The organism is Serratia plymuthica (assembly GCF_018336935.1).
GTDB lineage: Bacteria > Pseudomonadota > Gammaproteobacteria > Enterobacterales > Enterobacteriaceae > Serratia > Serratia plymuthica_B.
Window position 1 is genome coordinate 4,426,866 of sequence record NZ_CP068771.1, and the last position, 21,957, is coordinate 4,448,822.

Below are 21,957 nucleotides of genomic sequence, written 5' to 3' on the forward strand. Positions count from 1 at the left end.
TCATTAATTTATTGGTTTATAAACCCAATGGTTATGGTTTTGTTAATCTAAAAATCAGGAAATGGGTAAGAGATGGAAATATTAATCTTCTGAAAAAATATGATAAACGTGAAAAATATTTACCCTTTACCTAAACCAGTAAACGAAACTTTTGCTCTCAGTGGGAGAACGAACGCTCCCCATCAGCCCGATGTGAAGCCACTGCGGTTTTTTGAGGGGCTGGGGCGGTGCGCATTTTATCGTCATCAGGAAACTCACGTGGCCTAAGTGAACGACAAGTTTCGGGCTGCTCAAACCTGAGATCGCCCATAGCTTTTCCTTATATTACCCTTCATTTGAAATAATCTAATTTCAGTCGGTTTTTCGCATTATTTTTTCTAATTCAATGGTCGATTATCAAAAATCGAAATTCCGCGTCAGGCCGTTGGTTTGTTATATAAGTTCGGATTTTTGGTGCTTCAATTGTTGGTTTTGTGCCTTAAAGCGCATTTTTCCAGTTAAAAACTCTGCACACTAGCCCGGCTTTTCACTGGCGACGGACACCGCCAAACCTATTTTAACTTATGGTTAATGGGGGCGTTCGGTGATAACGTCAGAACAAAGGTATCGTTTGCGTCACGACGGTCAGCCGCAGTTTCCGTACGTTTCGGCGCAGCGTTTCTGTTGGGCAGTCAGTGCGCCACGCAACCCGGCCCGCGAGCCATACCGTATTGCGTGGCAGCACCCTAACTTCAGCTATTGAGTGGAATGAGGGAAAAGATGGCAAAGCAAACCCCACTGTACGACCAGCACGTGGCGTGCGGTGCGCGCATGGTAGATTTTCATGGCTGGATGATGCCGCTGCATTACGGATCCCAGATCGATGAGCACCACGCCGTGCGTCAGGATGCCGGCATGTTCGACGTCTCCCATATGACCATTGTGGATCTGCACGGTGCCCGTACCCGCGAGTTCCTGCGTTATCTGCTGGCGAATGACGTCGCCAAACTCACTCAACCTGGCAAAGCGCTGTATACCGGCATGCTGAATGCGTCCGGTGGCGTGATCGACGATCTTATCGTTTATTTCCTTACTGAAGACTATTTCCGCCTGGTGGTGAACTCCGCCACGCGCGACAAAGACCTGGCCTGGATCGAAGAACACGCAGCACCTTATGGTATTGAACTGAAGGTACGTGACGATCTGGCGCTGATTGCGGTGCAGGGCCCACAGGCCAAAGAACGCGCCGCTACCCTGTTTACTCCGGAACAAAAAAGCGCGGTTGAAGGCATGAAGCCCTTCTTCGGCGTACAGGCCGGGGATCTGTTCATTGCCACCACCGGTTATACCGGCGAAGCGGGCTACGAAATCGCCCTGCCGAAAGAGCAGGCGGCGGATTTCTGGCAACAGCTGCTGGCTGCGGGCGTTAAACCGGCCGGTTTGGGCGCGCGCGACACTCTGCGCCTGGAAGCGGGCATGAACCTGTATGGCCAGGAGATGGACGAAGGCGTTTCGCCGTTGGCGGCCAACATGGGCTGGACCATCGCCTGGCAGCCGGAAGATCGCCAGTTCATCGGCCGTGACGCGCTGGAACAGCAACGGGAACAGGGCACCGAACAACTGGTCGGCTTGATCATGACGGAAAAAGGCGTATTACGTAATGAGCTGCCGGTGCGTTTCACCGACGCGGCAGGTCAGGCGCACGAAGGGGTGATCACCAGCGGCTCCTTCTCGCCGACCCTGGGCTTCAGCATTGCCCTGGCGCGCGTGCCCGCCGGTATCGGCGAGCAGGCTATCGTGCAAATCCGCAACCGCGAAATGCCGGTCAAGGTCACCAAGCCCGGCTTTGTCCGTGCCGGTAAGCCACTGACAAATTGATTTTTTATTGGTTATTCCCAATGGATTTCGCACGCAGCCAACAACGCCGCGGTGTGAAAGACGCAGGGAAATTATTTCTTCGAAGGAGTAGCTGGCTATGAGCAATGTGCCAACAGAATTGAAATACGCATCCTCCCACGAGTGGGTTCGTTCAGAAGGTAACGGCGTTTACACCGTAGGCATCACCGAACACGCGCAGGAACTGCTGGGCGATATGGTGTTTGTCGATCTGCCGGAAGTGGGCCGCAACGTCGCCGCCGGTGAAGATTGCGCCGTGGCGGAATCCGTCAAGGCGGCGTCGGACATTTACGCGCCAATCAGCGGCGAAATCGTGGCGGTGAACGGCGAGCTGGAAAGCGCCCCGGAACTGGTGAACAGCGAGCCCTACGGTGACGGCTTCCTGTTCCAGATTAAAGCTTCAGACGAAGGCGAGCTGGCAAACCTGCTGGACGCTGCAGCTTATCAGGCCTCGATCGACGAGTAATAGTGGCCACGCCCCAGGCCTTTCGGCCGGGGCGTTTTAGTTACCGCTCAAGCTATATCCCGTATCACGCAAGCATTCAGGAATTTGTAGCAATGACTCAGACACTCAGCCAACTTGAACACAGCGAAGCGTTCATCGAACGTCACATCGGCTCTTCTGCGCAACAACAGCAGGAGTTGCTGGCAGCGGTGGGCGCACGCTCACTCAACGCGCTGATCCAACAGATCGTACCGGCGGACATTCAGCTGCCGGGGCCGCCGCCGGTGGGCGATGCGGCGACTGAACATCAGGCGCTGGCTGAGTTGAAAGCGATCGCCTCGCAGAATCAACGTTACAAATCCTATATCGGCATGGGCTACAGCGCGGTGCTGACGCCGCCGGTTATCCTGCGCAATATGCTGGAAAACCCGGGTTGGTACACCGCCTATACCCCTTATCAGCCGGAAGTGTCGCAGGGTCGCCTGGAGGCGTTGCTGAACTTCCAGACCGTCACGCTCGACCTGACCGGCCTGGATTTGGCCTCCGCCTCGTTGCTCGACGAAGCCACCGCCGCCGCCGAAGCCATGGCGTTGGCCAAACGCGCCAGCAAGCTGAAAGACGCCAACCGCTTCTTCGTCGCCGACGATGTGCACCCGCAAACGTTGGACGTGGTGCGTACTCGTGCCGAAACCTTCGGTTTTGAAGTGATCGTGGATAAAGCCGAGAAGGTGCTGGAGCTGCAGGGCGTGTTCGGCGTGCTGCTGCAACAGGTGGGCACTACCGGTGAGCTGCACGACTACGGCGCGTTGCTGGCTGAGCTGAAAACCCGCAAAATCGTCACCAGCGTGGCGGCCGACATCATGGCGCTGGTGCTGTTGACCGCACCGGGCAAACAGGGCGCGGACGTGGTCTTCGGTTCCGCGCAGCGCTTTGGCGTGCCTATGGGTTACGGCGGCCCGCATGCCGCCTTCTTCGCCTGCCGCGACGAATTCAAACGCTCGATGCCGGGCCGCATTATCGGCGTTTCCCGCGACGCCGCCGGCAACACCGCGTTGCGTATGGCGATGCAAACCCGTGAGCAACATATCCGCCGCGAAAAGGCCAACTCGAATATTTGTACCTCGCAGGTGCTGCTGGCCAACATCGCCAGCCTGTACGCGGTGTACCACGGCCCGCAGGGCCTGCAGCGCATTGCCGGGCGTATCCATCGCCTGACCGACATTCTGGCCGCCGGGTTGCAACAGGCCGGTCTGGCGCTGCGTCATAAAACCTGGTTCGATACCCTGACTGTGGAAGTCAAAGACAAGGCCGCCGTGCTGGAACGCGCGCTGAGCTTTGGCATCAACCTGCGTACCGACATCCACGGCGCGGTTGGCATCACGCTGGACGAAGCCACCTCGCGTGAAGACGTGCAGACGCTGTTCGCCCTGTTGGCGGGTGACGATCACGGGCTGGACATCGATACGCTGGACGCGGCGGTGAGCAAAAACGGCCAGTCGATCCCGGCGGCAATGCTGCGCAAGGATCCGATCCTCTCCCATCCGGTATTCAACCGCTACCACAGCGAAACCGAGATGATGCGTTACATGCACCGTCTGGAGCGCAAAGATCTGGCGCTCAACCAGGCGATGATCCCGCTCGGTTCCTGCACCATGAAGCTGAATGCTGCGGCGGAAATGATCCCGATCACCTGGCCTGAATTCTCCGAGCTGCACCCATTCTGCCCGCCAGAGCAGGCGGCAGGCTATCAGCAGATGATTGGCCAGCTGTCGCAGTGGCTGGTGCAACTGACCGGTTACGACGCGGTTTGCATGCAGCCGAACTCTGGCGCCCAGGGCGAGTATGCCGGCCTGCTGGCGATCCGCCGTTACCACGAAAGCCGTAACGAAGCGGGCCGCCATATCTGCCTGATCCCAAGTTCCGCGCACGGCACCAACCCGGCTTCCGCCCAGATGGCGGGCATGAGCGTAGTGGTGGTGGCCTGCGACAAGAACGGCAACATCGATCTGCACGATCTGCGCATCAAGGCGGAACAGGCGGGCGAAGAGCTGTCCTGCATCATGGTGACCTACCCGTCGACCCACGGCGTGTACGAAGAAACCATCCGTGAAGTGTGCCAGATCGTTCATCAGTTCGGCGGCCAGGTGTACCTTGACGGCGCCAACATGAATGCTCAGGTCGGCATCACCACGCCGGGTTACATCGGCGCGGACGTCTCGCACCTCAATCTGCACAAAACCTTCTGCATCCCGCACGGCGGCGGCGGCCCGGGCATGGGCCCGATCGGCGTCAAAGCGCATCTGGCTCCGTTCGTGCCGGGCCACAGCGTGGTACAGATCGACGGCGTAACCACTCAGCAAGGCGCGGTGTCCGCCGCGCCGTTCGGCAGCGCTTCTATTTTGCCAATCAGCTGGATGTACATCCGCATGATGGGCGCGGAAGGGTTAAAACTGGCGAGCCAGGTGGCGATCCTCAACGCCAACTACATCGCAACCCGCCTGAAAGATGCCTATCCGGTGCTGTATACCGGCCGCGACCATCGCGTGGCGCATGAATGTATTCTCGACATTCGTCCGCTGAAAGAAGAGACCGGCATCAGCGAAATGGACATCGCCAAGCGCCTGATTGACTACGGCTTCCATGCGCCGACCATGTCCTTCCCGGTCGCGGGCACGCTGATGGTCGAGCCGACCGAATCGGAAAGCAAGGTGGAGCTGGATCGCTTTATCGACGCGATGCTGGCTATCCGCAGCGAGATTGACCGGGTGGCGAAAGGCGAATGGCCGCTGGAAGACAACCCGTTGGTGAACGCGCCGCACATTCAGGCGGAGCTGGTCGGCGATTGGCAGCATGCCTACAGCCGCGAACTGGCGGTGTTCCCTATCGCCGGTGTGCGTGAGAACAAATACTGGCCGAGCGTGAAGCGTCTGGATGACGTCTATGGCGACCGCAATCTGTTCTGCTCCTGCGTGCCAATGAGCGAATACGAATAACACATTCGGCAACGTTTGTTGGCAAGGGACACCGCATGATGCGGTGTCCCTTTTTTATTGCCGGGCCGCAGTGATTGCGCTTCACTGCTTAATGGGCAAACTCAATGGCATAAGGAATCGTTATGAAAGCGGCAATCGTAAAAGCGTTAGGGCAGCCACCGGTTTTCGGGTCGATCGAAGAGCCGCAGGCTCAGGCCGGCGAGGTGTTGATTGAGGTGACGCTGGCGGGCATCAAGCAGCTTGACCGCGCTATGGTCGCGGGAACCCACTACTCCAGCCCCAAGACCTTGCCGATTGTGCCCGGCACTGATGGCGTGGGCTATACACCGGACGGCCAACGGGTTTATTTCGCCTCGTTCCGCCAGCCGCATGGCGCACTGGCGGAAAGAACCGTCGCGTCATGGACAGTGCCGGTACCGGAAGGCGTGGATGACGCCACGGCGGCGGCGCTGATTAACCCGGCTTTCGCCGCCTGGCTGCCGCTTCATTGGCGCGCCGAAGTGCAGCCGGGTGAAACCGTGCTGATTATTGGCGCCACGGGCACGTCGGGCAGGCTGGCGGTGGCCGCCGCGCGTCAGGCGGGAGCGGGGCGCATCGTGGCCGCCGGTCGTCGGCAGAGCGTGTTGGATGCGCTGGGCGTTGATGGCACGGTAGATCTCGGGCTGGCAGGCGCTGAGCTGGTACAGGCCTTTGCCGATGCAGCCGGCCCGGCAGGTTACAACGTGATTGTCGATTATATCTGGGGAGCGGCCACCGAAGCGCTGCTCGCCACCTTGAACAACCACGATCTCTCTTCCTACGCCGGTGGGCGCGGCATCCGGCTGGTTAACGTCGGCTCAATGGCCGGGCCGGATATCCGGTTGCCGGCGGCGGTGCTGCGCAGTAATCAGCTGCAGATTATGGGCAGTGGCACCGGTAATTTCCCACCGGTGGCGGAAATGCAAAGATATGCCAACCAGATCCTGGCCCTGGCGGCGGCAGGCAAGATCACCGTCGAGACGCAGGAGCATGGCTTGTCCGAGATTGCCGCGGTCTGGGATCTGAACAAGAAAAGCGATGTTCGTTCGGTGATCCGCATTTCGCGTTAGGCGTGAGCCCTGGCGGCCAGTTGGGTCGCCAGGAAAAAACGGGCCAGCGCCACCCCCCGATGGCCAGCCCGAGCCACAGCACCGTCCCCAAAAAATGGACCCGATCCCTTATTCTTTTCCCTGTGTGATCGGGTAATTTTCTGGCAGATCGATCACAAATCCGATACCGCGATCGTCAAGCCCTTCGGTGATCCGCAGCTGCGCGCCGATTTTATCGGCCAGGTTCTTGGCTATCGCCAGCCCCAGGCCGCTGCCGATCTGCTGGGTGCCCGGCACGCGGTAAAAGCGTTCAAACAGGCGTTTACAATGTTCCTTATTCACTCCAGGCCCGTTGTCGCGCAGGCTAATATAGCAACCCATCGGTGACAGCGAACGGATATTGGCTTCGATGCGACCGCCAGCCGGCGCGTATTTGATGGCGTTATCCAGCAGGTTGGTGAATATGGCAATCAGCGAGTGGCGGTCAGTCTCAATCACCACACTTTCACTGCCATCCAGCGAAAGTTCGACGTTTTTCTCCAGCGCATAGGGCACGTGCTGCGCAATGCACTTGCTGATTTCGGCGTAGATATCCACCGCTTCCATCTTCAGCGGAAAGTTTTCCGATTCCAGCTTGGCCAGATCAATCAGCTGGCGTGACAGCGATGCAGCGCGATCCAGCCCCTGCTGCATATCTTCGATAATTTCCTGCCGCTCGGTCTTGTCCGCTACCTGGGTCAACAAGTGCAACTGCGCCAGCACGGCGGCGATCGGGGTGCGCAGTTCGTGCGCGGCATCGGCCATAAAGCGTTTTTCACGCTGATTGGAGGCATCGATACGCGTCATCAACTTATTGATTTCAAGTACTACCGGCCGGATTTCCTGGTATTGCTCGCGGACGTTGATCGGCGATAAATTGCCGGGTTTGCGATCGGAGATCATTCTGGCGATTTGCCGCAGCGGCCGCAGGCTGAAATAGGCGGTGATCAGCAAGGTGACAATGATCGCAGCCAGGATCACCAGTAATGGGATCGCGGTGCTTTCCGCCGGGTTGCCGAAAATGGTGGTGCGGTTGTCAAAGGACTCGCCGACGATCACCCGAAACCGCCGTTTATCGCTCCAACTGCCGGCGATGTGCCATTTTACGTTGGCATAGCTGATGGTGCCGGACAGGACAGATGGGGGCAGGAGCAAGGGTTTTTCCTGCGGTGGCGACGTGTAGATCATCTGATTATTGTGGTCGTAAACCACAAATAACGGACGATAGTCTATTTCGTCCTGTACACCGTTTTTGATCGAATCAATATACATTATCTCGATATCTTTGATGATCTCGAGATAATTATCGTTGGTAATGTCGGTCTTATCGAGAATGTTGGCAATGCCATGTGCGACAATACGTTGTTGGTTGTCAAAGTACTTTTCCGCATCGGGGTAATACAGGTATTTAACCCAACCAAGCAATATTCCCCACAGCAATAAAATAGCCATAACCTGAAAAACAATGGTGCGCATAAAAAAAGACTTGAAGCTAATCATCCCTGCGTCTCTTTTTTTAACAAATAGCCGATGCCGCGCACGGTAATAATTCTTTCCTTGCCGATCTTGCGCCGCAGGTTATGCATATGCACCTCCAGAGAATTACTCTCCACACAGTCGCCATTGCCGAACAGCCGCTGTTCCAGTGCGGCCTTGCGCACCACAGTGCCGGCGCAGCGCATCAGTTCATGCAGCAATCGGTACTCTTTTTTCGACAGCAGCAACAGTTCGTCCTCCAATGTCACCTGATGGTTCATCGGGTCCAGATACAGATTGCCGAGGCTCCAGGTTTGGGAAGCAAACCCGGCCATACGCCGGTTCACCGCCCTCACGCGTGAAATCAGTTCCGGCAGTGCAAAAGGTTTGGCCAGAAAGTCGTCTGCGCCGGAGTCCAGACTATTGACCAGGCTCTCTATGCGATCGCGGGCGGTCAGAATAATGATTGGAATATTTTGTCCGGTGGCGCGCCATTCGACCAGTCTCGTCAATCCGTCGCCGTCGGGCAGCGTCAGATCCAGCAGCATTAAATCGAAGCTGCGCTGCGATAATTTATGTTGTGCATCATGGAGCAGCCGTACCCAGCACAGGTCGAACCCTGCCAGTTCCAATGCGCGGCACAGGGCTTTACCCAATTGCAGATCGTCTTCCACAAGCAATATGTTCACTTGATATCCGGTTTATGTCACTGCGCTGGCGGCTATATAACTACAACCTTCGGAGGAAGACAACGCCGTGTGGCGGTTCGCACGCCCCTTCTTAAGCAAACCTTAATCTGGCGTTAATTTCACGTTAAGGGAGGTGCTCGGGGTTTCGGGTAGGATTTCCAGCACAGCTATCACCTCAGGGTAAAAAAATGCATGCCGGAAACGCTTCAAATTCAACCATCACCGGGGGGATTACCCGCCCGCGCGCGATTTTATTCGTAGCTCTGGCCTCGATGCTTTTTAATGCCGGCGTCTGGGGCGAAAACGTACCCGCACCGCACCCGCCGGGCATGCAGCGTAGCTCGCATACGGCGATGCCGGATATTTTTAACAGCTTCAAACCCCGTATTAAAAAACAATTACGGCGCCTGGCGGCGCTATAAGATCCCCATTAAATAATAAGGTAGAGAAGGTGAAGAATACTCTGGGTTATTCCGCAGCGACATTATTGATGCTTTTTCCCCTGCAAGGCTTTACGCAAGACGGCGGGGAAGCTTCATTGAAACTCGGCGGCGGCATGGCGGTGGCGCCGGTTTATCAGGGGGCTTCCAGCTATAGCGCCGAGCCGTTGTACGATATTGAGGCCGGCTACGCTAAATCGGCCTGGGGTGATTTCAGTCTGGGCCTGCATGAGGGGGCACGCTGGCAGTTACCCTTGTCAGGGCCGTTTGGCATCGCTTTATTGGCCGGTTATGACGCCGGGCGGGATGAAGAGGTGAAAACGCTGAGCGGCCGCAATAAGCGGCTAAAAGGCATGGGTGATCTCGAGGGCGCTTTTGAGGCGGGCATTGAGCTGAGCTATAAATTTGATGTTTTCCATACCTATGTAAGAGGGATGCAGGCGACCAAGGCACGTCGTTATGGAGATGAAGATCTGGGGCATACCGCCTATGTCGATCTGGGTGTGGCGGCGGTTTATCCGCTGAGCGAGGCGCTGACCCTGTCGACCGATCTGAGCACCACCTGGGCCAACAGCGGCTATCAGCGCGGCTATTTCGGCGTAACGCAGCGTCAGGCGCAGCAAACCTCTTTCGCCGCCTATCGGCCGGGGAGCGGCTTTAAGCAGGTGGCGCTCAGTAGCGCGCTGAATTACCAATGGACGCCGGAAATCGCCTTCCAGGCCGGTGCGGGTATCTATACTCTGTTGGGCGATGCGGCCAAAAGCCCGATCGTCGAGAAAAAGGTGGCTGGGGTTGCCTTCCTGAGCGCCAGTTACAGTTTCTGATTTCCCAATCCTAAAAAGGAACAGCATGTCGAAAGTTGCATTGGTCACCGGCGCCAGCCGGGGTATCGGGCGCGCCGCGGCGCTGCTGCTGGCCCGTCAGGGGTATGCAGTGGGCGTTAACTATCTGAAAGATGAAGCGGCGGCGCAGCAGGTTGTCGCTGAGATTGAGGCACTGGGTGGCCGGGCGCTGGCACTGCGGGCGGATATCGCTGACGAAAGCCAGGTGGTGGCGATGTTTGTGGCGCTGGACGCGGCCCTTGGCCCGATCGACGCATTGGTCAACAACGCCGGCATTCTGTTTCAGCAGGCCAGTATCGAGCAACTTACCGCCGAGCGCATCAACAAGGTATTGACCACCAACGTGACCGGCTATTTTCTCTGCTGCCGCGAGGCGGTGAAGCGCATGGCCAAGCGCCATGGAGGGAAGGGGGGCGCAATCGTTAATGTGTCGTCCGCCGCCGCCCGTTTGGGGGCGCCGGGCGAATATGTCGACTATGCCGCATCAAAGGGCGCGGTCGACACGCTGACTACCGGGCTTTCACTGGAGGTGGCGGCGCAGGGCATTAGGGTCAACGGCGTGCGACCGGGGTTTATTTATACCGAAATGCATGCCAGCGGCGGTGAGCCGGGGCGTGTCGATCGGGTAAAAAGCGGGTTGCCGATGCAGCGTGGCGGCTATCCGGAAGAGGTGGCGGAAGCCATCGCCTTTCTGCTGTCCGATGCCGCGTCTTACGTGACCGGCAGTTTTATCGAGGCTGCCGGCGGGCGGTGATGGTTTTGTCAGCCCTCGTGCAGCAGTGCGCTGCGGAACGACAGAATATGCGCCTCTGCCGCTTTGGCCGCCGCGTCGCTGTCCTGGGCGGCCAAAGCAGCGATAATCGCCCGATGCTCCTCGATCACCTCCCGCATATGCCCTTCCCGCGATAGCGTGCTGGCCCAGAAACGCTGCGCCCTGGCGTGCAGCACGCTCAAGATATCCACCAACATGTTATTGCCGGCGATCAGCGCCAGTTCCTGATGGAAGGCGTGGTCGAGCGTCATCATCCGTACCCGGTCGCGGTTCTGGCAGGCGGCTTCGATTTGCTGGTTGAGCGCGGTCAGCGCAGCGATCTGTGGCTCGGTAATCCTTTTGCTAGCCAGCCGCATACACAGCATTTCATTGGCCAGCCGCACTTCGATCAGCTCCAGCGCGTCATCCATCGACAGCGGCGATACCATCACCCCTTTGCGCGGGATCACCTGCAGCAACCCTTCATTGGCCAAACGGTGAATCGCCTGATTGATCGGCGTTCTGCCCATATCCAGTTCGCTCATGACCTGTGCGGTATTGAGATATTCGCCGGGTTTATAGCTCAACGTTACCAGCGCCTGCTTGAAGCGCCGATAGGCCAGTTCATTCAGTGACAGCCCGGCTTCCTCTGCCGTCTGGAGTGCCTGGCTCTCTGCGTCAACGGTCATCACGTTCTGCTCCTGCAAGAAGAAAGTTTTTAGACATAGTACACAAAAACATGGCACGGAAATCGCTTATTTGGTTACTAAAGATATAGTGAAATTTCACAGTATTTTAACCAAAGGGACGCAATGCCATGAGATTGACCTTCACTTTACCCGAATCCTGCGGCGCCGGGGCGCTGGATACCGAAATTGATCACTTGGTGATCGCCGGCTGGACCGGCCGCGACCGCGAGGCGATTCTGCACCATATTCGGGAGTTGGCCGAGCTGGGCGTGCCCCAACCCAGTGCAATTCCGCTGTTTTACCGGGTGGCGGTTAACCAGCTGAGCCAGAGCGAACGCATCGAAGTGATCGGCAACGCCACCTCCGGGGAAGCGGAACCGTTGATCTTCGCCCATCGCGGCGAGCTGTACGTTTCGCTGGCGTCCGATCATACCGATCGTCAACTGGAAGCGCACAGCGTAGCGCTCTCCAAACAGATCTGCGTCAAGCCGGTTGCGCGCGCGGCCTGGCCGCTGCGAGAGGTGGTTGCGCATTGGGATTCGCTGATCCTGCGTTCGTGGATCAAGGAAGACGGGGAGTTCCGGCTTTATCAGCAAGGGAGCCTTGCCAGCCTGCGCACCCCGGGCGACCTGCTGGAGCGTTATCTGGGCGGCCAGCAGTTGCCGGAAGGTGGGCTGACGCTGCCGCAGCCGCGTGATGGATTCGCCATGACCTGCGGTACGGTGGCGGCGATTGGCGGCATCCGGCCGGCGGCAGAATTCCGCATGGAACTGGCGGACGAGGTTCTGGGGCGATCCATCACTCATGGCTATCACAGCATTGAACTGCCGGTGGTGGCGTGATGAAAAAACTGACTTTAGGACAGGCCGCCGCCGGGCTGGCCAACGGTGAATTGACCGCCGCGCAACTGACCGCCGCCGCGCTGGCGCAGATTGCCGATGAGCAGGGCGAGGGGGAGCGCGTTTTTACCCGCGTGTATGCGCAGTGGGCGCAACGGCAGGCACTGGCGGCCGATCGCCGACGTGCGGAGGGGAAGTCTTTGTCAGCGCTGGACGGCGTGCCGGTGTCGGTCAAAGACCTGTTCGACGTGGCCGGTGAAGCCACCGCCGCCGGCTCACGGCTGCTGGCCGCTGCACCGGCCGCCGCAAAACATGCCGCCGTGGTGGAACGCTTGTTGCAGGCGGGGGCGGTGGTTATCGGTAAAACCAACATGACCGAGTTCGCCTATTCCGGGCTTGGGATTAACCCTCACTACGGCACGCCTGCCAACCCTTGGGATCGCGCTGCACGTCGTATTCCCGGCGGTTCATCCTCCGGCGCTGCGGTCGCGGTGGCCGACGGTATGTGCTTTGGTTCGATTGGCAGCGACACCGGCGGATCGGTGCGGATCCCGGCGGCCTTCTGCGGCCTGACCGGTTTTAAGCCTACCGCCCGGCGAATTAACGATGGCGGCCTGTTGCCGCTGTCGCCGTCGCTGGATTCGATCGGCGTGATCGCCCACGACGTTGCCGGTTGCCTCGCCCTGGATGCGGCGATAGCCGATCGGCCGTTGCAGCCGCAGTTAAAAAACGTGAGCCAGGCGCGTTTTGCGGTACCGCAAACCCTGGTGCTGGACGGCCTGGATGAAGAGGTCGCTGCGGCGTTTCACTTCAGCCTGCAACGGCTGGCGCAGGCCGGCGCGCAGATTGAAACCATTCCCTGCACGGAATTCGCCGAACTGGCGGCCATCAACGCCGCCGGCGGTTTTAGCGCGCTGGAGTCCTGGCGCTGGCACCAGGCGCTGATCGCTGAACATGCCGAGGAATATGACCCACGGGTGCTGTCGCGCATTCGCCGCGGCCAGCCGTTGGGAGAGGGGGATTTGCAGCGGCTACAGCAGCTGCGTGCCGATTGGCAACGGCGGGTTGCGGCTGCCGTGCAAGCGTTTGACGCGTTGCTGATGCCGACCGTACCGCTGGTCGCGCCGACCATTGCCGAGCTTGAAGCGGATGAAGACGCCTATTTCCGTATCAATGGCGCCGCGCTGCGCAATCCTTCGGTGATCAATTTCCTCGACGGCTGCGCGCTGTCGCTGCCTTGTCAGCGGCCCGGCGGAGCGCCGGTTGGCCTGATGCTGGCCGGGCTACCTATGCATGACGAGGCGTTGCTGGGTTGGGCGCTGGCGATTGAACGCTGTCTCGCCGGTGCGTGATTTTCCGGTGGGGCAAGGCCCCGCCATACTTTTGAGCTAACAGGAGAGTACCCATGACCGGTTCCCCGAACGGAATGCTGTTTGTCGCAACAGATGTCGCCGCGCAGGACGAGGCGGATTTCAATCAGTGGTACGACCGTGAGCACGTGGAAGAGCGGGTACGCGTTCCCGGTTTCTTGTCGGGCACGCGCTACCAGGCATTGCAGGGCGGGCGTAAATACCTTGGGTTGTATAAAACCGAATCCCTGGCCAGTTTTACCTCTGCGGCCTACCGCGCCGCCTTTACCCAGCAAACTCCCTGGTCGGTGTCGAGCCTCGATAAAATGCGTGATCCGATGCGTCGGGTGTGCGCGATAGAGGCGGTAACCGGGCAGGGCTGCGGCAGTCATTTGGCCATCATCACCCTTGAGCAGGCAGAACCTGAGGGCCTTAAGCTCGCCATTACCCATCTGGGAAGCATGCTGGCGGAACAACCCGGTTTTGTCCGCAGCTGCCTGCTCGTGCCCGACGCTGATCTCAGCTCGCCGTTGCCAAAAGAATCACGCGAAAACCGTCGCCTGTCGCCGATGCTGCTGATTGAAAGCAGCAGCGCCGCCGCCGGCCAGCGGTTAAATGAACTGGCCTGTCGCCAGTTGAAAACAACAACCGACGCCACTCAACACTATGCCCTTGGCTGGCAACTGACCAAGCAGGAGCTGACATCATGAGCACATCAACCACTGAAACGCCGATCGTCGATTCGTCTGCCGCCGCCTCTGCTGCCCGTCCGCCAAAAACCGGCCGGCTGGCGGCCGCCAGTTCGATTGGCACCGCACTGGAATGGTATGACTTCACCGTTTACAACATTATGGCGGCGCTGATTTTCAACCACGTATTCTTCCCGTCGTTCGATCCGCTGGTGGGCACCATTCTGGCGTTTTCCACCTATGCGGTCGGCTATGTTTCGCGGCCGATCGGCGGCATCGTTTTCGGCCATCTCGGCGACGTATTGGGCCGGCGGTTTGTGCTGGTCACCACGCTGGTGATTATGGGGGTCACCACCGCACTGATGGGGCTGCTGCCCGGTTACGCCACTTGGGGTGTCTGGAGCCCGCTGCTGCTGGTGACGCTGCGCTTTATTCAGGGCATCGCGCTGGGGGGCGAATGGGCGGGTGCGGTGTTGTTATCGATGGAGCATGGTAAGCCGCATCAGCGGGGACGCAACGCGTCGTTTGCTCAGGTTGGCCCTTCCTGCGGCACGCTGATCGGCACCGGTTTGATCACGCTGGTGACGGTGGCGATGTCGGCGGATGATTTCCAGCAGTGGGGATGGCGCATTCCTTTCCTGCTCAGCCTGGTGCTGGTGATATTTGGCTTGTGGCTGCGCCGCGGCGTGGGGGAAACGCCGGCATTCCTGAAACTGGAGGCGTCTAAGGATGTGACTCAGGCTCCGATCCGCGAAGTATTTGCTCAACACCGGCGGCCGTTGCTGATCGCCGGCGGATCGCGTATCGGTTCCGACGTGCTGTATGCGTTGGTGGTGGTATTTACCCTGACCTACGTCACTACGGTGCTGAATCTGCCGCGCCCGCTGGCGCTGACCGCCACCATGCTGGGGGCGATTGGCAATGCCATTACCGTGCCGATGTTCGGCGCGCTGTCCGATCGCTTTGGCCGTCGGCCGGTGTATATCGGCGGAGCGCTGGCGGCGATGGTTTGGGCGTTCGTGTTCTTTGTGCTGCTGGACAGCAGCCAGCCGGTGCTGATCTGTCTGGCGGTGGTGATCGGCTTGCTGATCCATGCGGCGATGTACGGCCCGCAGGCGGCATTTATCACCGAACAGTTCCCGACCCGGGTACGTTATGCCGGTTCGTCGCTGGCCTACACGCTGGCCGGCATTCTGGGTGGCGGCTTCGCGCCGCTGATTATCGCTACGCTGTTCAAATCCTACGACAGCACGCTGGCGATCTCGGCGTATGTCGTGGCGGCGTTACTGATCACGCTGTGGGCGGTGATTGCCGCCAAGGAGACGGCGCACAAACCCTTGTAAGGAAGGCCGGGTGAGAGATTCACCCGGCTTGCTGCGGCTGAGGCATTACTTCAGCCAGCCTTTGCGCTGCGCATCCTGCAGGTGTTGCAGCAGGTGTTTCCACAGCTCCGGGTGGACTTCAGCGATCATCGCGTTGCGCGACAGCACCTGTTCGAGGCTGATGCCGTTCTCGACCCAGCTTTGGCCTTCGTTATGCAGGTTCATCAGCATCGGCATGGTGCGGTCCAGCACCAGCGCAAAGCGCGCGTCGGCGCTTTCGCCATCTTCATACTCCTGCCATAAAGCGGTGAAATACTCGCGCTGTGCCGTCGGCAGCATGCCAAACAGCCGCCGTGCCGCCGCCACTTCCTGATCGTGAATTGCCGCGCGCGCCGCCAGATCGTAAACCAGCACGTCACCGGCATCGATTTCCACGATGTCATGCAGCAGCGCCATCTGGATCACTCGCTGGATATCCACACTTTCACCGGCGTACTCAGCCAGGCTGAGAGCGGCAATGGCAAAGTGCCAACTGTGCTCGGCGGAGTTCTCCTGGCGCTGAGTGCCGAGAACCTTGGTGCGGCGTTGCACGCTTTTCAACTTGTCGATTTCCATCAGGAACTGGACGACCTGGGTCATGGAGCCGAAATCTAACGCGGGTACAGCGGATGACATGGTGTAAACCTCGAAGTAGATGGGTGAAGCCCGTCGATTGTAGACCAGTGGGCAGGGGATTTCGATGTTTGTGGCGTTACACGCGTTCACAGTTTTATTTTAGCGTACACGTGTACACTGGAATTGTTCTCAGCTAAGCTTGCTTGCGGTAATTTCGAACAATATTGGGCGTTTGAGGGTTTGTGATTTATGGGAAATTCAGGCGTATTGATGAAAGCCGAGGACGACAAAAATACCGCTGCGACCTATCCGTGGGCGGAAGAAATAGCCAATAGCATCAGCCACGGTATCGGACTGGTTTTCGGCATTGTCGGGCTGGTGTTGCTGCTGGTGCAGGCGGTGGATACCGGCGCCGGTATGACGGCCATCGCCAGTTACAGTCTTTATGGCGGCAGCATGATCCTGCTGTACCTTGCCTCCACCCTGTACCATGCCATTCCGCATCAGAAAGCCAAGCACTGGCTGAAGAAGTTTGACCATTGCGCCATTTACCTCTTGATTGCCGGCACCTACACGCCGTTTCTGCTGGTGGGACTAAACTCGCCGCTGGCCAAAGGGCTGATGGCGGTTATCTGGGGGCTGGCGCTGCTGGGGGTATTGTTCAAACTGGCGTTCGCCCATCGCTTTGAGGCGTTGTCGTTGGTCACTTATCTGACGATGGGCTGGCTGTCATTGATCGTGATTTACCAGTTGGCGACTCGCCTGGCTCTCGGCGGCGTAACGTTGCTGGCGGTGGGGGGCGTGGTTTATACCCTGGGGGTGATCTTTTACGCTTCCAAACGGTTCCGCTTCGGCCACGCTATCTGGCATGGTTTCGTACTCGGCGGCAGCCTGTGCCATTTTATGGCGATTTATCTGTACGTTTAAGCGTCGACCCCGCAGGTGTTAATGCCATATTGAACAAGCGTTTCTTTTAGGCTAAAAAGGGAGCGCTTGTTTCTTACGGGTATCCAGCAAGCCCCTTTCCCATTCCTGAGCCCGCACTCTTGCACTTTCGGTGCGCTTATCACTTTTTCAGGAATCATCGCTATGATCGTTCGCTTATCTAAAACGCTGCTGGTATGTGCCATGGCGCTGTTCGCCACCCTGGTTGCCTTTGGCAATATTACGGATTACGGCTCCAACTTCGCCTTTGTGCGCCATGTTTTTATGATGGACACTATTTTCCCCGATGCGACCATCGCTTACCGCTCGATACAAACTCCCTGGCTGCATCACGCAGGCTATATCGTCATTATTTTGCTGGAAAGCCTGACCGCGTTGCTGTGTTGGATCGGCGGCCTGCGTTTGTTGGCTGGCCTGAAACTGCCGTCGTCAGCGTTTAATGGCCGTAAGAAATTGGCGGTAGCCGGCCTGACGCTCGGGTTCCTGACCTGGCAAGTTGGCTTTATGTCGATCGGCGGAGAGTGGTTCGGTATGTGGATGTCGAAACAGTGGAACGGCGTGCCTGATGCCTTTCGTTTCTTTGTAACTCTTCTTTTAGTCCTGATCTATCTGGTTCAGCGTGACGGAGAGTTGGACGAATAGCGAGGGGGTGTAGGGCGCAACAGGTTGCGCCCACGGATTCTGCGTGCTGCTCCCTTACGCTTCCAGCGAATACGGCAAGGGTTTGATCGTCAACTGACTGCCGGCATCGTCACGTACCCGCAGCTGGCTGTCGGCGTCCAAATCGTTATTCAACACCGCTTGCACCCAAAGCCGGCCATCGGCCAGCTTGCCGGCGGCCAGCACCGTACCGGTCCGGCGCCAGTTCTCGCCCAACTGCAGTTCGAGCTCCTCTGCGGCCAGCGGCACCCGCCCGGCTTTGCCTTCCAGCCAGTACAGCGCACGCTTGTTGGCACCGCGGAACTTGGCGCGAGCGACCATCTCCTGGCCGGTATAGCAGCCCTTACTGAAGCTGATGCCCTCCAGCGCCTGCAGGTTGGTGGCCTGCGGAATCAACTGCCCGCTGTTGGCGGCGTCAATCACCGGGTAACCGGCTTCGATATCCAGCGTCAGCCATTGTTGGCTGTCGTTCAGCTCTGCCTGCTCGTTCAGCTTGCCCACTAATTGTTCGGCCACGGCGGCAGTGGTCACCAGCAGAAAACGTTCCGCCGGCAGGGAGAAATGCAGCAGGGTGGTTTCACCGTCTTGTACCACCTGATGCTCAGCATCCGGCAGGCTGTTGAATACGCCTGCCAACGCTGCGCGCGCCTGAAAACCGGCTACGCCCAGCAGCACCGCTTCGTTGTCGACGGCAATGGTGAGTTTGGAAAACACCGCGTATTTCTTGATTTCCGCCAGTTGGCTGTCCAGCACGCTGCGGCGTTCCAGATAGGCAAAGCCTTCACCGCGGTGGAACAGACGCAGGTTGCTCCACATTTTGCCCTTGGCGTCGCAGTGGCCGCACAGCACGTGACGATCGTCCGCCAGCGCTTCGATGTCGGCGGTCACCTGGCCCTGGAGGTATTTCACCCGGTCCGGGCCGTTCAACGTCACCAACGCCCAGTCTTCCAGAGAGATCAGGGTCAGGGGCAAATGGGAGGAGGCGGAAGGCTGACGGGGTGGAAATGGAATTTTATACGCCATAATAAGTTCCTGCTTAACGTTTAACTTAGAACCTATTCCACACGCCTATTGGGACAGGTTCTCAGGGGTATTGAACCCATGGTAAAAGAGGCGGCGGGCTTTGCAAACTGTTATTCGCGCTTGCCTCCCCGGCAGCGCTTTTTTTGACATTTAGCGCTTTATTCCACTTTACGCAGAGAACGTCCTTCCCGGCGAGTATGTCAAATTGTTACTCTATGGGCTTATGGTCAAAGGTAACCCTTGCAGACAGATCTTTGGCCGATGGAATTATATCGTGCAGGCGTTGCCATACAGTGTGTCGGTTGAACCCTGCGATGGCTTTTGCCACGCCGAAAAGAGGTTAGTCATAACAACATGGATATTAATAATAGAGCACGTATTCACTGGGCCTGCCGCCGTGGTATGCGCGAACTGGACATCTCAATCATGCCGTTCTTCGAGTATGAGTACGACCAGTTGAATGACACAGACAAAGCCCTGTTTATCCGCCTGCTCGAGAACGACGATCCCGATCTGTTCAACTGGCTGATGAATCATGGCGCTCCGCAAGACAGTGAACTGCAGAGAATGGTGACACTGATCCAGACGCGAAATAAAGACCGTGGCCCAGTGGCGATGTAATGTCCGCATTTCCTGGCGCACCCAGTTACTCTCGCTGCTGACCCATGGCGTTCTGATCCTGCTGATCCTGATTGCACCCTGGCCGGAAGGTTACGGCCCGATCTGGCTGGTACTGCTGACGCTGGTGGTGTTTGAATGTATTCGCAGCCAAAAGCGCATTGCGTCACGGCAGGGCGAATTGCGCCTGCTGGCGAGTAAGCGTTTGAGCTGGCACGGACAGGAATGGTTGCTGGTAAAGCAGCCCTGGATGCCGCGTTACGGCATTCTGCTGACGCTGCAGCCGATACCGGGCAAAAAGCTCCGTCGGCTGTGGCTGGCCTCCGACAGCATGGGCAAAGCCGAGTGGCGGCATCTGCGCCAGCTGTTGCAGTACCCGTCGGCCGATGATGACGAGGAACCCTGATGAAGCCGACGCTTTGGCTGGTGGAAGATGAACCCAGCATTGCCGATACGCTGATTTATACCCTGGAGAGCGAAGGCTTTCAGGTACGCTGGTTCGAACGCGGCGAGCCGGCATTACAGGCGTTGGCGCAAGGAGCGCCCGCGCTGGTGATCCTCGATGTCGGTTTGCCGGATATCAACGGTTTTGAACTGTGCCGCCGTTTGTTGTCGCAGTCGGCGGATTTGCCCATTTTGTTTCTCACCGCCCGCAGCGGCGAAGTCGATCGCCTGATAGGGCTGGAGATTGGCGCCGACGATTATGTCGCCAAACCTTTTTCTCCCCGCGAAGTCAGCGCCCGCGTGCGTACCATTCTGCGTCGCCTGCAAAAACAGCAGCGCCTGCAGCAGCCTGCACTGTACACCTTTGGCCCTTTTGGCCTGGACGAACCCGCGGCGACCATTTATTACCACCAACGGCCGCTGCCGCTGACCCGCTACGAATTTCTGCTGTTGAAAACGCTGCTGTTGGCGCCCGGCCGGGTGTTTTCACGCCAGCAACTGATGGACAGCGTTTGGGCGCAGGCGGAAGAGAGCCTGGATCGCACTGTCGACACCCACATCAAAACGCTGCGCGCCAAGCTGCGCGCGATCGATCCCGGTGAGCCGCCTATTCATACCCATCGCGGCATGGGCTATAGCGTGAGCCGCCAATCATGAGAATCGGCCTGCGCCTGCTGCTGGGGTATTTCCTGATTGTGGCGGTGGCGGGCTATTTCGTGCTGAGCATTTTCGTACAGGAAGTGAAACCCGGCGTGCGGCGTGCGACCGAAGGCACCCTGGTGGACACCGCCAATCTGCTGGCGCAAATAGCGCGCCTGGATATGCAGCGCGACGACGTGGCGCACGGGCAACTGGCGCAGGCGTTCACCCAACTGAATCAACGGCCGATTGGCGCCAATATTGCCGGTATACGCAAGGATCGCAGCGAATATCACGTCTATCTGACCGATGCGCGCGGTAGGGTCATTTTTGACTCCGCCGGCCAGGCGGTCGGCCAGGACTACTCACGCTGGAATGACGTTTATCTGACGCTGCGCGGCCAATATGGCGCGCGCAGTACGCGCAGCAATCCACAGGATGAAAACAGCTCGGTGATGTATGTCGCCGCGCCGGTGCGCGAGCAAGGCAATATTATCGGCGTGCTCAGCGTAGGTAAGCCTAACAGCACCATGGCGCCGGTGATCAAGCGCAGCGAGCGGAGGATCTTGTGGGCCGGCGCGTTGCTGCTGGGCATTGCCTTGCTGATCGGGCTGGGTTTCGTCTGGTGGATCAACCGCTCGATTGGCCGGTTGGTGCGCTATGCCGACGGTGTCTCGCAGGGCGAAAGCGCGCCGTTGCCGACAATGGGCAGCCACGAACTGACGCAATTGGCGCAAGCGCTGGAAAGCATGCGGATGAAGCTGGAAGGTAAAGCTTATATCGAACAGTATGTGCATACCCTGACCCACGAACTGAAAAGCCCGCTGGCGGCGATCCGCGGTGCGGCCGAGCTGCTGCAGGAACTGCCGCCACCGGCGACTGCCCGGCGGTTTCTGACCAATATCGAACAGCAAAGCGCCCGTATTCAGCAACTGGTGGATAAGCTGCTGGTGCAGGCGCGCCTCGAGAGCCGGCCCGGCCTGGAGTTGGCGCCGCTGGCGATGGCGACGCTGGTGCGCCAGGCGGTGGCGGGCAAAGAGGCTCAGGCGGCGCAGCGCGGCGTTGTGTTGCAGGTGGATGCGCTGGCGGCGATCACGCTGACCGGCGATGGGCTGCTGATTAGCCAGGCGCTGACCAATCTGCTCGACAACGCGCTGGATTTCACCCCGCCGGGCGGCGCCGTCAGCGTGTGCGGCGAACGCCAGGAGAGCCATTACCTCATCACCGTCAGCGACAACGGCAGCGGCATCCCGGACTACGCGCTGGACAAAGTGTTTGAGCGTTTCTATTCGCTGGCGCGGGCAGATAAACCCAAAAGCAGCGGGCTGGGCCTGAACTTTGTGCAGGAAGTGGCGCGATTGCACCGGGGCGGCATTCAGTTGCACAACCGCCAACCGCACGGCGTGGTAGCCGTTTTCACTTTATCGCTCTGACTTCACCGTCTCTTCACATAACCACATCCTGTTTTCACCTGCCGGTTTTATCGTGGCGCCATTACCTACAAGGAG

At 58.6% G+C, this 21,957-nt stretch carries 21 protein-coding genes; 16 read left to right on the forward strand and 5 right to left on the reverse strand.

Going from position 1 to position 21,957, the window contains the following annotated elements; all coding sequences use genetic code 11:
- Positions 1–759 precede the first annotated feature (759 nt).
- From gcvT to JK621_RS20650, 4 genes are all read left to right on the forward strand, one after another.
- Complete coding sequence (gcvT, locus tag JK621_RS20635; protein ID WP_212557435.1) at positions 760–1,857, forward strand: glycine cleavage system aminomethyltransferase GcvT; 1,098 nt, start codon at positions 760–762, stop codon at positions 1,855–1,857.
- A 97-nt stretch (positions 1,858–1,954) separates the two neighbouring features.
- Positions 1,955–2,341 carry a glycine cleavage system protein GcvH gene (gene gcvH / locus JK621_RS20640; RefSeq protein WP_212557436.1) on the forward strand — a complete coding sequence of 129 codons (387 nt, stop codon included), beginning with the start codon at positions 1,955–1,957 and terminating at the stop codon, positions 2,339–2,341.
- A gap of 92 nt (positions 2,342–2,433) precedes the next feature.
- The gene (gene gcvP, locus JK621_RS20645) at positions 2,434–5,313 is read left to right on the forward strand and encodes an aminomethyl-transferring glycine dehydrogenase (protein WP_212557437.1); all 2,880 of its coding nucleotides are present in this window, start codon (positions 2,434–2,436) and stop codon (positions 5,311–5,313) included.
- Between the two features lie 122 nt (positions 5,314–5,435).
- Positions 5,436–6,401, forward strand: coding sequence for a quinone oxidoreductase family protein (locus tag JK621_RS20650; RefSeq protein ID WP_212557438.1), 966 nt, complete (start codon positions 5,436–5,438; stop codon positions 6,399–6,401).
- Positions 6,402–6,509: 108 nt separating this feature from the next.
- On the opposite strand, the gene JK621_RS20655 is transcribed toward JK621_RS20650, so the two are convergent.
- Positions 6,510–7,919 carry an ATP-binding protein gene (locus JK621_RS20655; RefSeq protein ID WP_212557439.1) on the reverse strand — a complete coding sequence of 470 codons (1,410 nt, stop codon included), beginning with the start codon at positions 7,917–7,919 and terminating at the stop codon, positions 6,510–6,512.
- Complete coding sequence (locus JK621_RS20660; protein ID WP_212557440.1) at positions 7,916–8,584, reverse strand: response regulator; 669 nt, start codon at positions 8,582–8,584, stop codon at positions 7,916–7,918. The genes JK621_RS20655 and JK621_RS20660 overlap by 4 nt, the downstream gene beginning before the upstream one ends.
- A 451-nt stretch (positions 8,585–9,035) precedes the next feature.
- Here JK621_RS20660 and JK621_RS20665 point away from each other — a divergent pair, with 451 nt between their 5' ends.
- Positions 9,036–9,848 carry a MipA/OmpV family protein gene (locus JK621_RS20665; RefSeq protein ID WP_212557441.1) on the forward strand — a complete coding sequence of 271 codons (813 nt, stop codon included), beginning with the start codon at positions 9,036–9,038 and terminating at the stop codon, positions 9,846–9,848.
- 25 nt (positions 9,849–9,873) lie between these two features.
- The gene (locus tag JK621_RS20670) at positions 9,874–10,620 is read left to right on the forward strand and encodes an SDR family oxidoreductase (RefSeq protein ID WP_212557442.1); all 747 of its coding nucleotides are present in this window, start codon (positions 9,874–9,876) and stop codon (positions 10,618–10,620) included.
- An 8-nt stretch (positions 10,621–10,628) separates the two neighbouring features.
- Here JK621_RS20670 and JK621_RS20675 read toward each other — a convergent pair whose 3' ends face one another.
- Entirely contained in the window at positions 10,629–11,306 is a 678-nt protein-coding gene (locus JK621_RS20675; protein WP_212560257.1) for a GntR family transcriptional regulator, read from the reverse strand.
- A 128-nt stretch (positions 11,307–11,434) separates the two neighbouring features.
- On the opposite strand from JK621_RS20675, the gene JK621_RS20680 reads away from it, so the two are divergent.
- Genes JK621_RS20680 through JK621_RS20695 form a run of 4 tightly spaced genes read left to right on the forward strand, consistent with a single transcriptional unit; the run spans position 11,435 to position 15,526 of the window.
- Complete coding sequence (locus tag JK621_RS20680) at positions 11,435–12,148, forward strand: DUF2848 domain-containing protein (protein WP_212557443.1); 714 nt, start codon at positions 11,435–11,437, stop codon at positions 12,146–12,148.
- Positions 12,148–13,497, forward strand: coding sequence for an amidase (locus tag JK621_RS20685; protein ID WP_212557444.1), 1,350 nt, complete (start codon positions 12,148–12,150; stop codon positions 13,495–13,497). Before JK621_RS20680 ends, JK621_RS20685 begins: the two co-directional genes overlap by 1 nt.
- Before the next feature lie 53 nt (positions 13,498–13,550).
- Complete coding sequence (locus JK621_RS20690) at positions 13,551–14,204, forward strand: antibiotic biosynthesis monooxygenase family protein (RefSeq protein ID WP_212557445.1); 654 nt, start codon at positions 13,551–13,553, stop codon at positions 14,202–14,204.
- Positions 14,201–15,526: an MFS transporter gene (locus JK621_RS20695; protein WP_212557446.1), complete on the forward strand. Its 1,326-nt coding sequence runs from the start codon at positions 14,201–14,203 to the stop codon at positions 15,524–15,526. Before JK621_RS20690 ends, JK621_RS20695 begins: the two co-directional genes overlap by 4 nt.
- Before the next feature lie 45 nt (positions 15,527–15,571).
- Here JK621_RS20695 and JK621_RS20700 read toward each other — a convergent pair whose 3' ends face one another.
- A complete protein-coding gene (locus JK621_RS20700) occupies positions 15,572–16,180 on the reverse strand; it encodes an HD domain-containing protein (protein ID WP_212557447.1) in 609 nt (202 codons plus the stop codon).
- 189 nt (positions 16,181–16,369) lie between these two features.
- Between JK621_RS20700 and trhA the strand changes: the two genes are divergently transcribed.
- Both trhA and JK621_RS20710 read left to right on the forward strand, forming a co-directional pair.
- Positions 16,370–17,047 (forward strand): PAQR family membrane homeostasis protein TrhA, encoded by a 678-nt coding sequence (gene trhA / locus JK621_RS20705; RefSeq protein ID WP_212557448.1) that lies wholly within the window; start codon positions 16,370–16,372, stop codon positions 17,045–17,047.
- A 162-nt stretch (positions 17,048–17,209) separates the two neighbouring features.
- Positions 17,210–17,707: a DUF2165 family protein gene (locus tag JK621_RS20710; protein ID WP_212557449.1), complete on the forward strand. Its 498-nt coding sequence runs from the start codon at positions 17,210–17,212 to the stop codon at positions 17,705–17,707.
- A 54-nt stretch (positions 17,708–17,761) separates the two neighbouring features.
- Here JK621_RS20710 and ygfZ read toward each other — a convergent pair whose 3' ends face one another.
- Positions 17,762–18,748, reverse strand: coding sequence for a tRNA-modifying protein YgfZ (gene ygfZ, locus JK621_RS20715; RefSeq protein ID WP_212557450.1), 987 nt, complete (start codon positions 18,746–18,748; stop codon positions 17,762–17,764).
- Between the two features lie 354 nt (positions 18,749–19,102).
- On the opposite strand from ygfZ, the gene sdhE reads away from it, so the two are divergent.
- Genes sdhE through creC form a run of 4 tightly spaced genes read left to right on the forward strand, consistent with a single transcriptional unit; the run spans position 19,103 to position 21,882 of the window.
- Entirely contained in the window at positions 19,103–19,369 is a 267-nt protein-coding gene (sdhE, locus tag JK621_RS20720; RefSeq protein ID WP_212557451.1) for an FAD assembly factor SdhE, read from the forward strand.
- Positions 19,350–19,772 carry a protein YgfX gene (locus JK621_RS20725; protein ID WP_212557452.1) on the forward strand — a complete coding sequence of 141 codons (423 nt, stop codon included), beginning with the start codon at positions 19,350–19,352 and terminating at the stop codon, positions 19,770–19,772. Before sdhE ends, JK621_RS20725 begins: the two co-directional genes overlap by 20 nt.
- Positions 19,772–20,467, forward strand: coding sequence for a two-component system response regulator CreB (gene creB / locus JK621_RS20730; RefSeq protein WP_212557453.1), 696 nt, complete (start codon positions 19,772–19,774; stop codon positions 20,465–20,467). Before JK621_RS20725 ends, creB begins: the two co-directional genes overlap by 1 nt.
- Positions 20,464–21,882 (forward strand): two-component system sensor histidine kinase CreC, encoded by a 1,419-nt coding sequence (gene creC, locus JK621_RS20735; RefSeq protein ID WP_212557454.1) that lies wholly within the window; start codon positions 20,464–20,466, stop codon positions 21,880–21,882. Before creB ends, creC begins: the two co-directional genes overlap by 4 nt.
- Positions 21,883–21,957 lie beyond the last annotated feature (75 nt).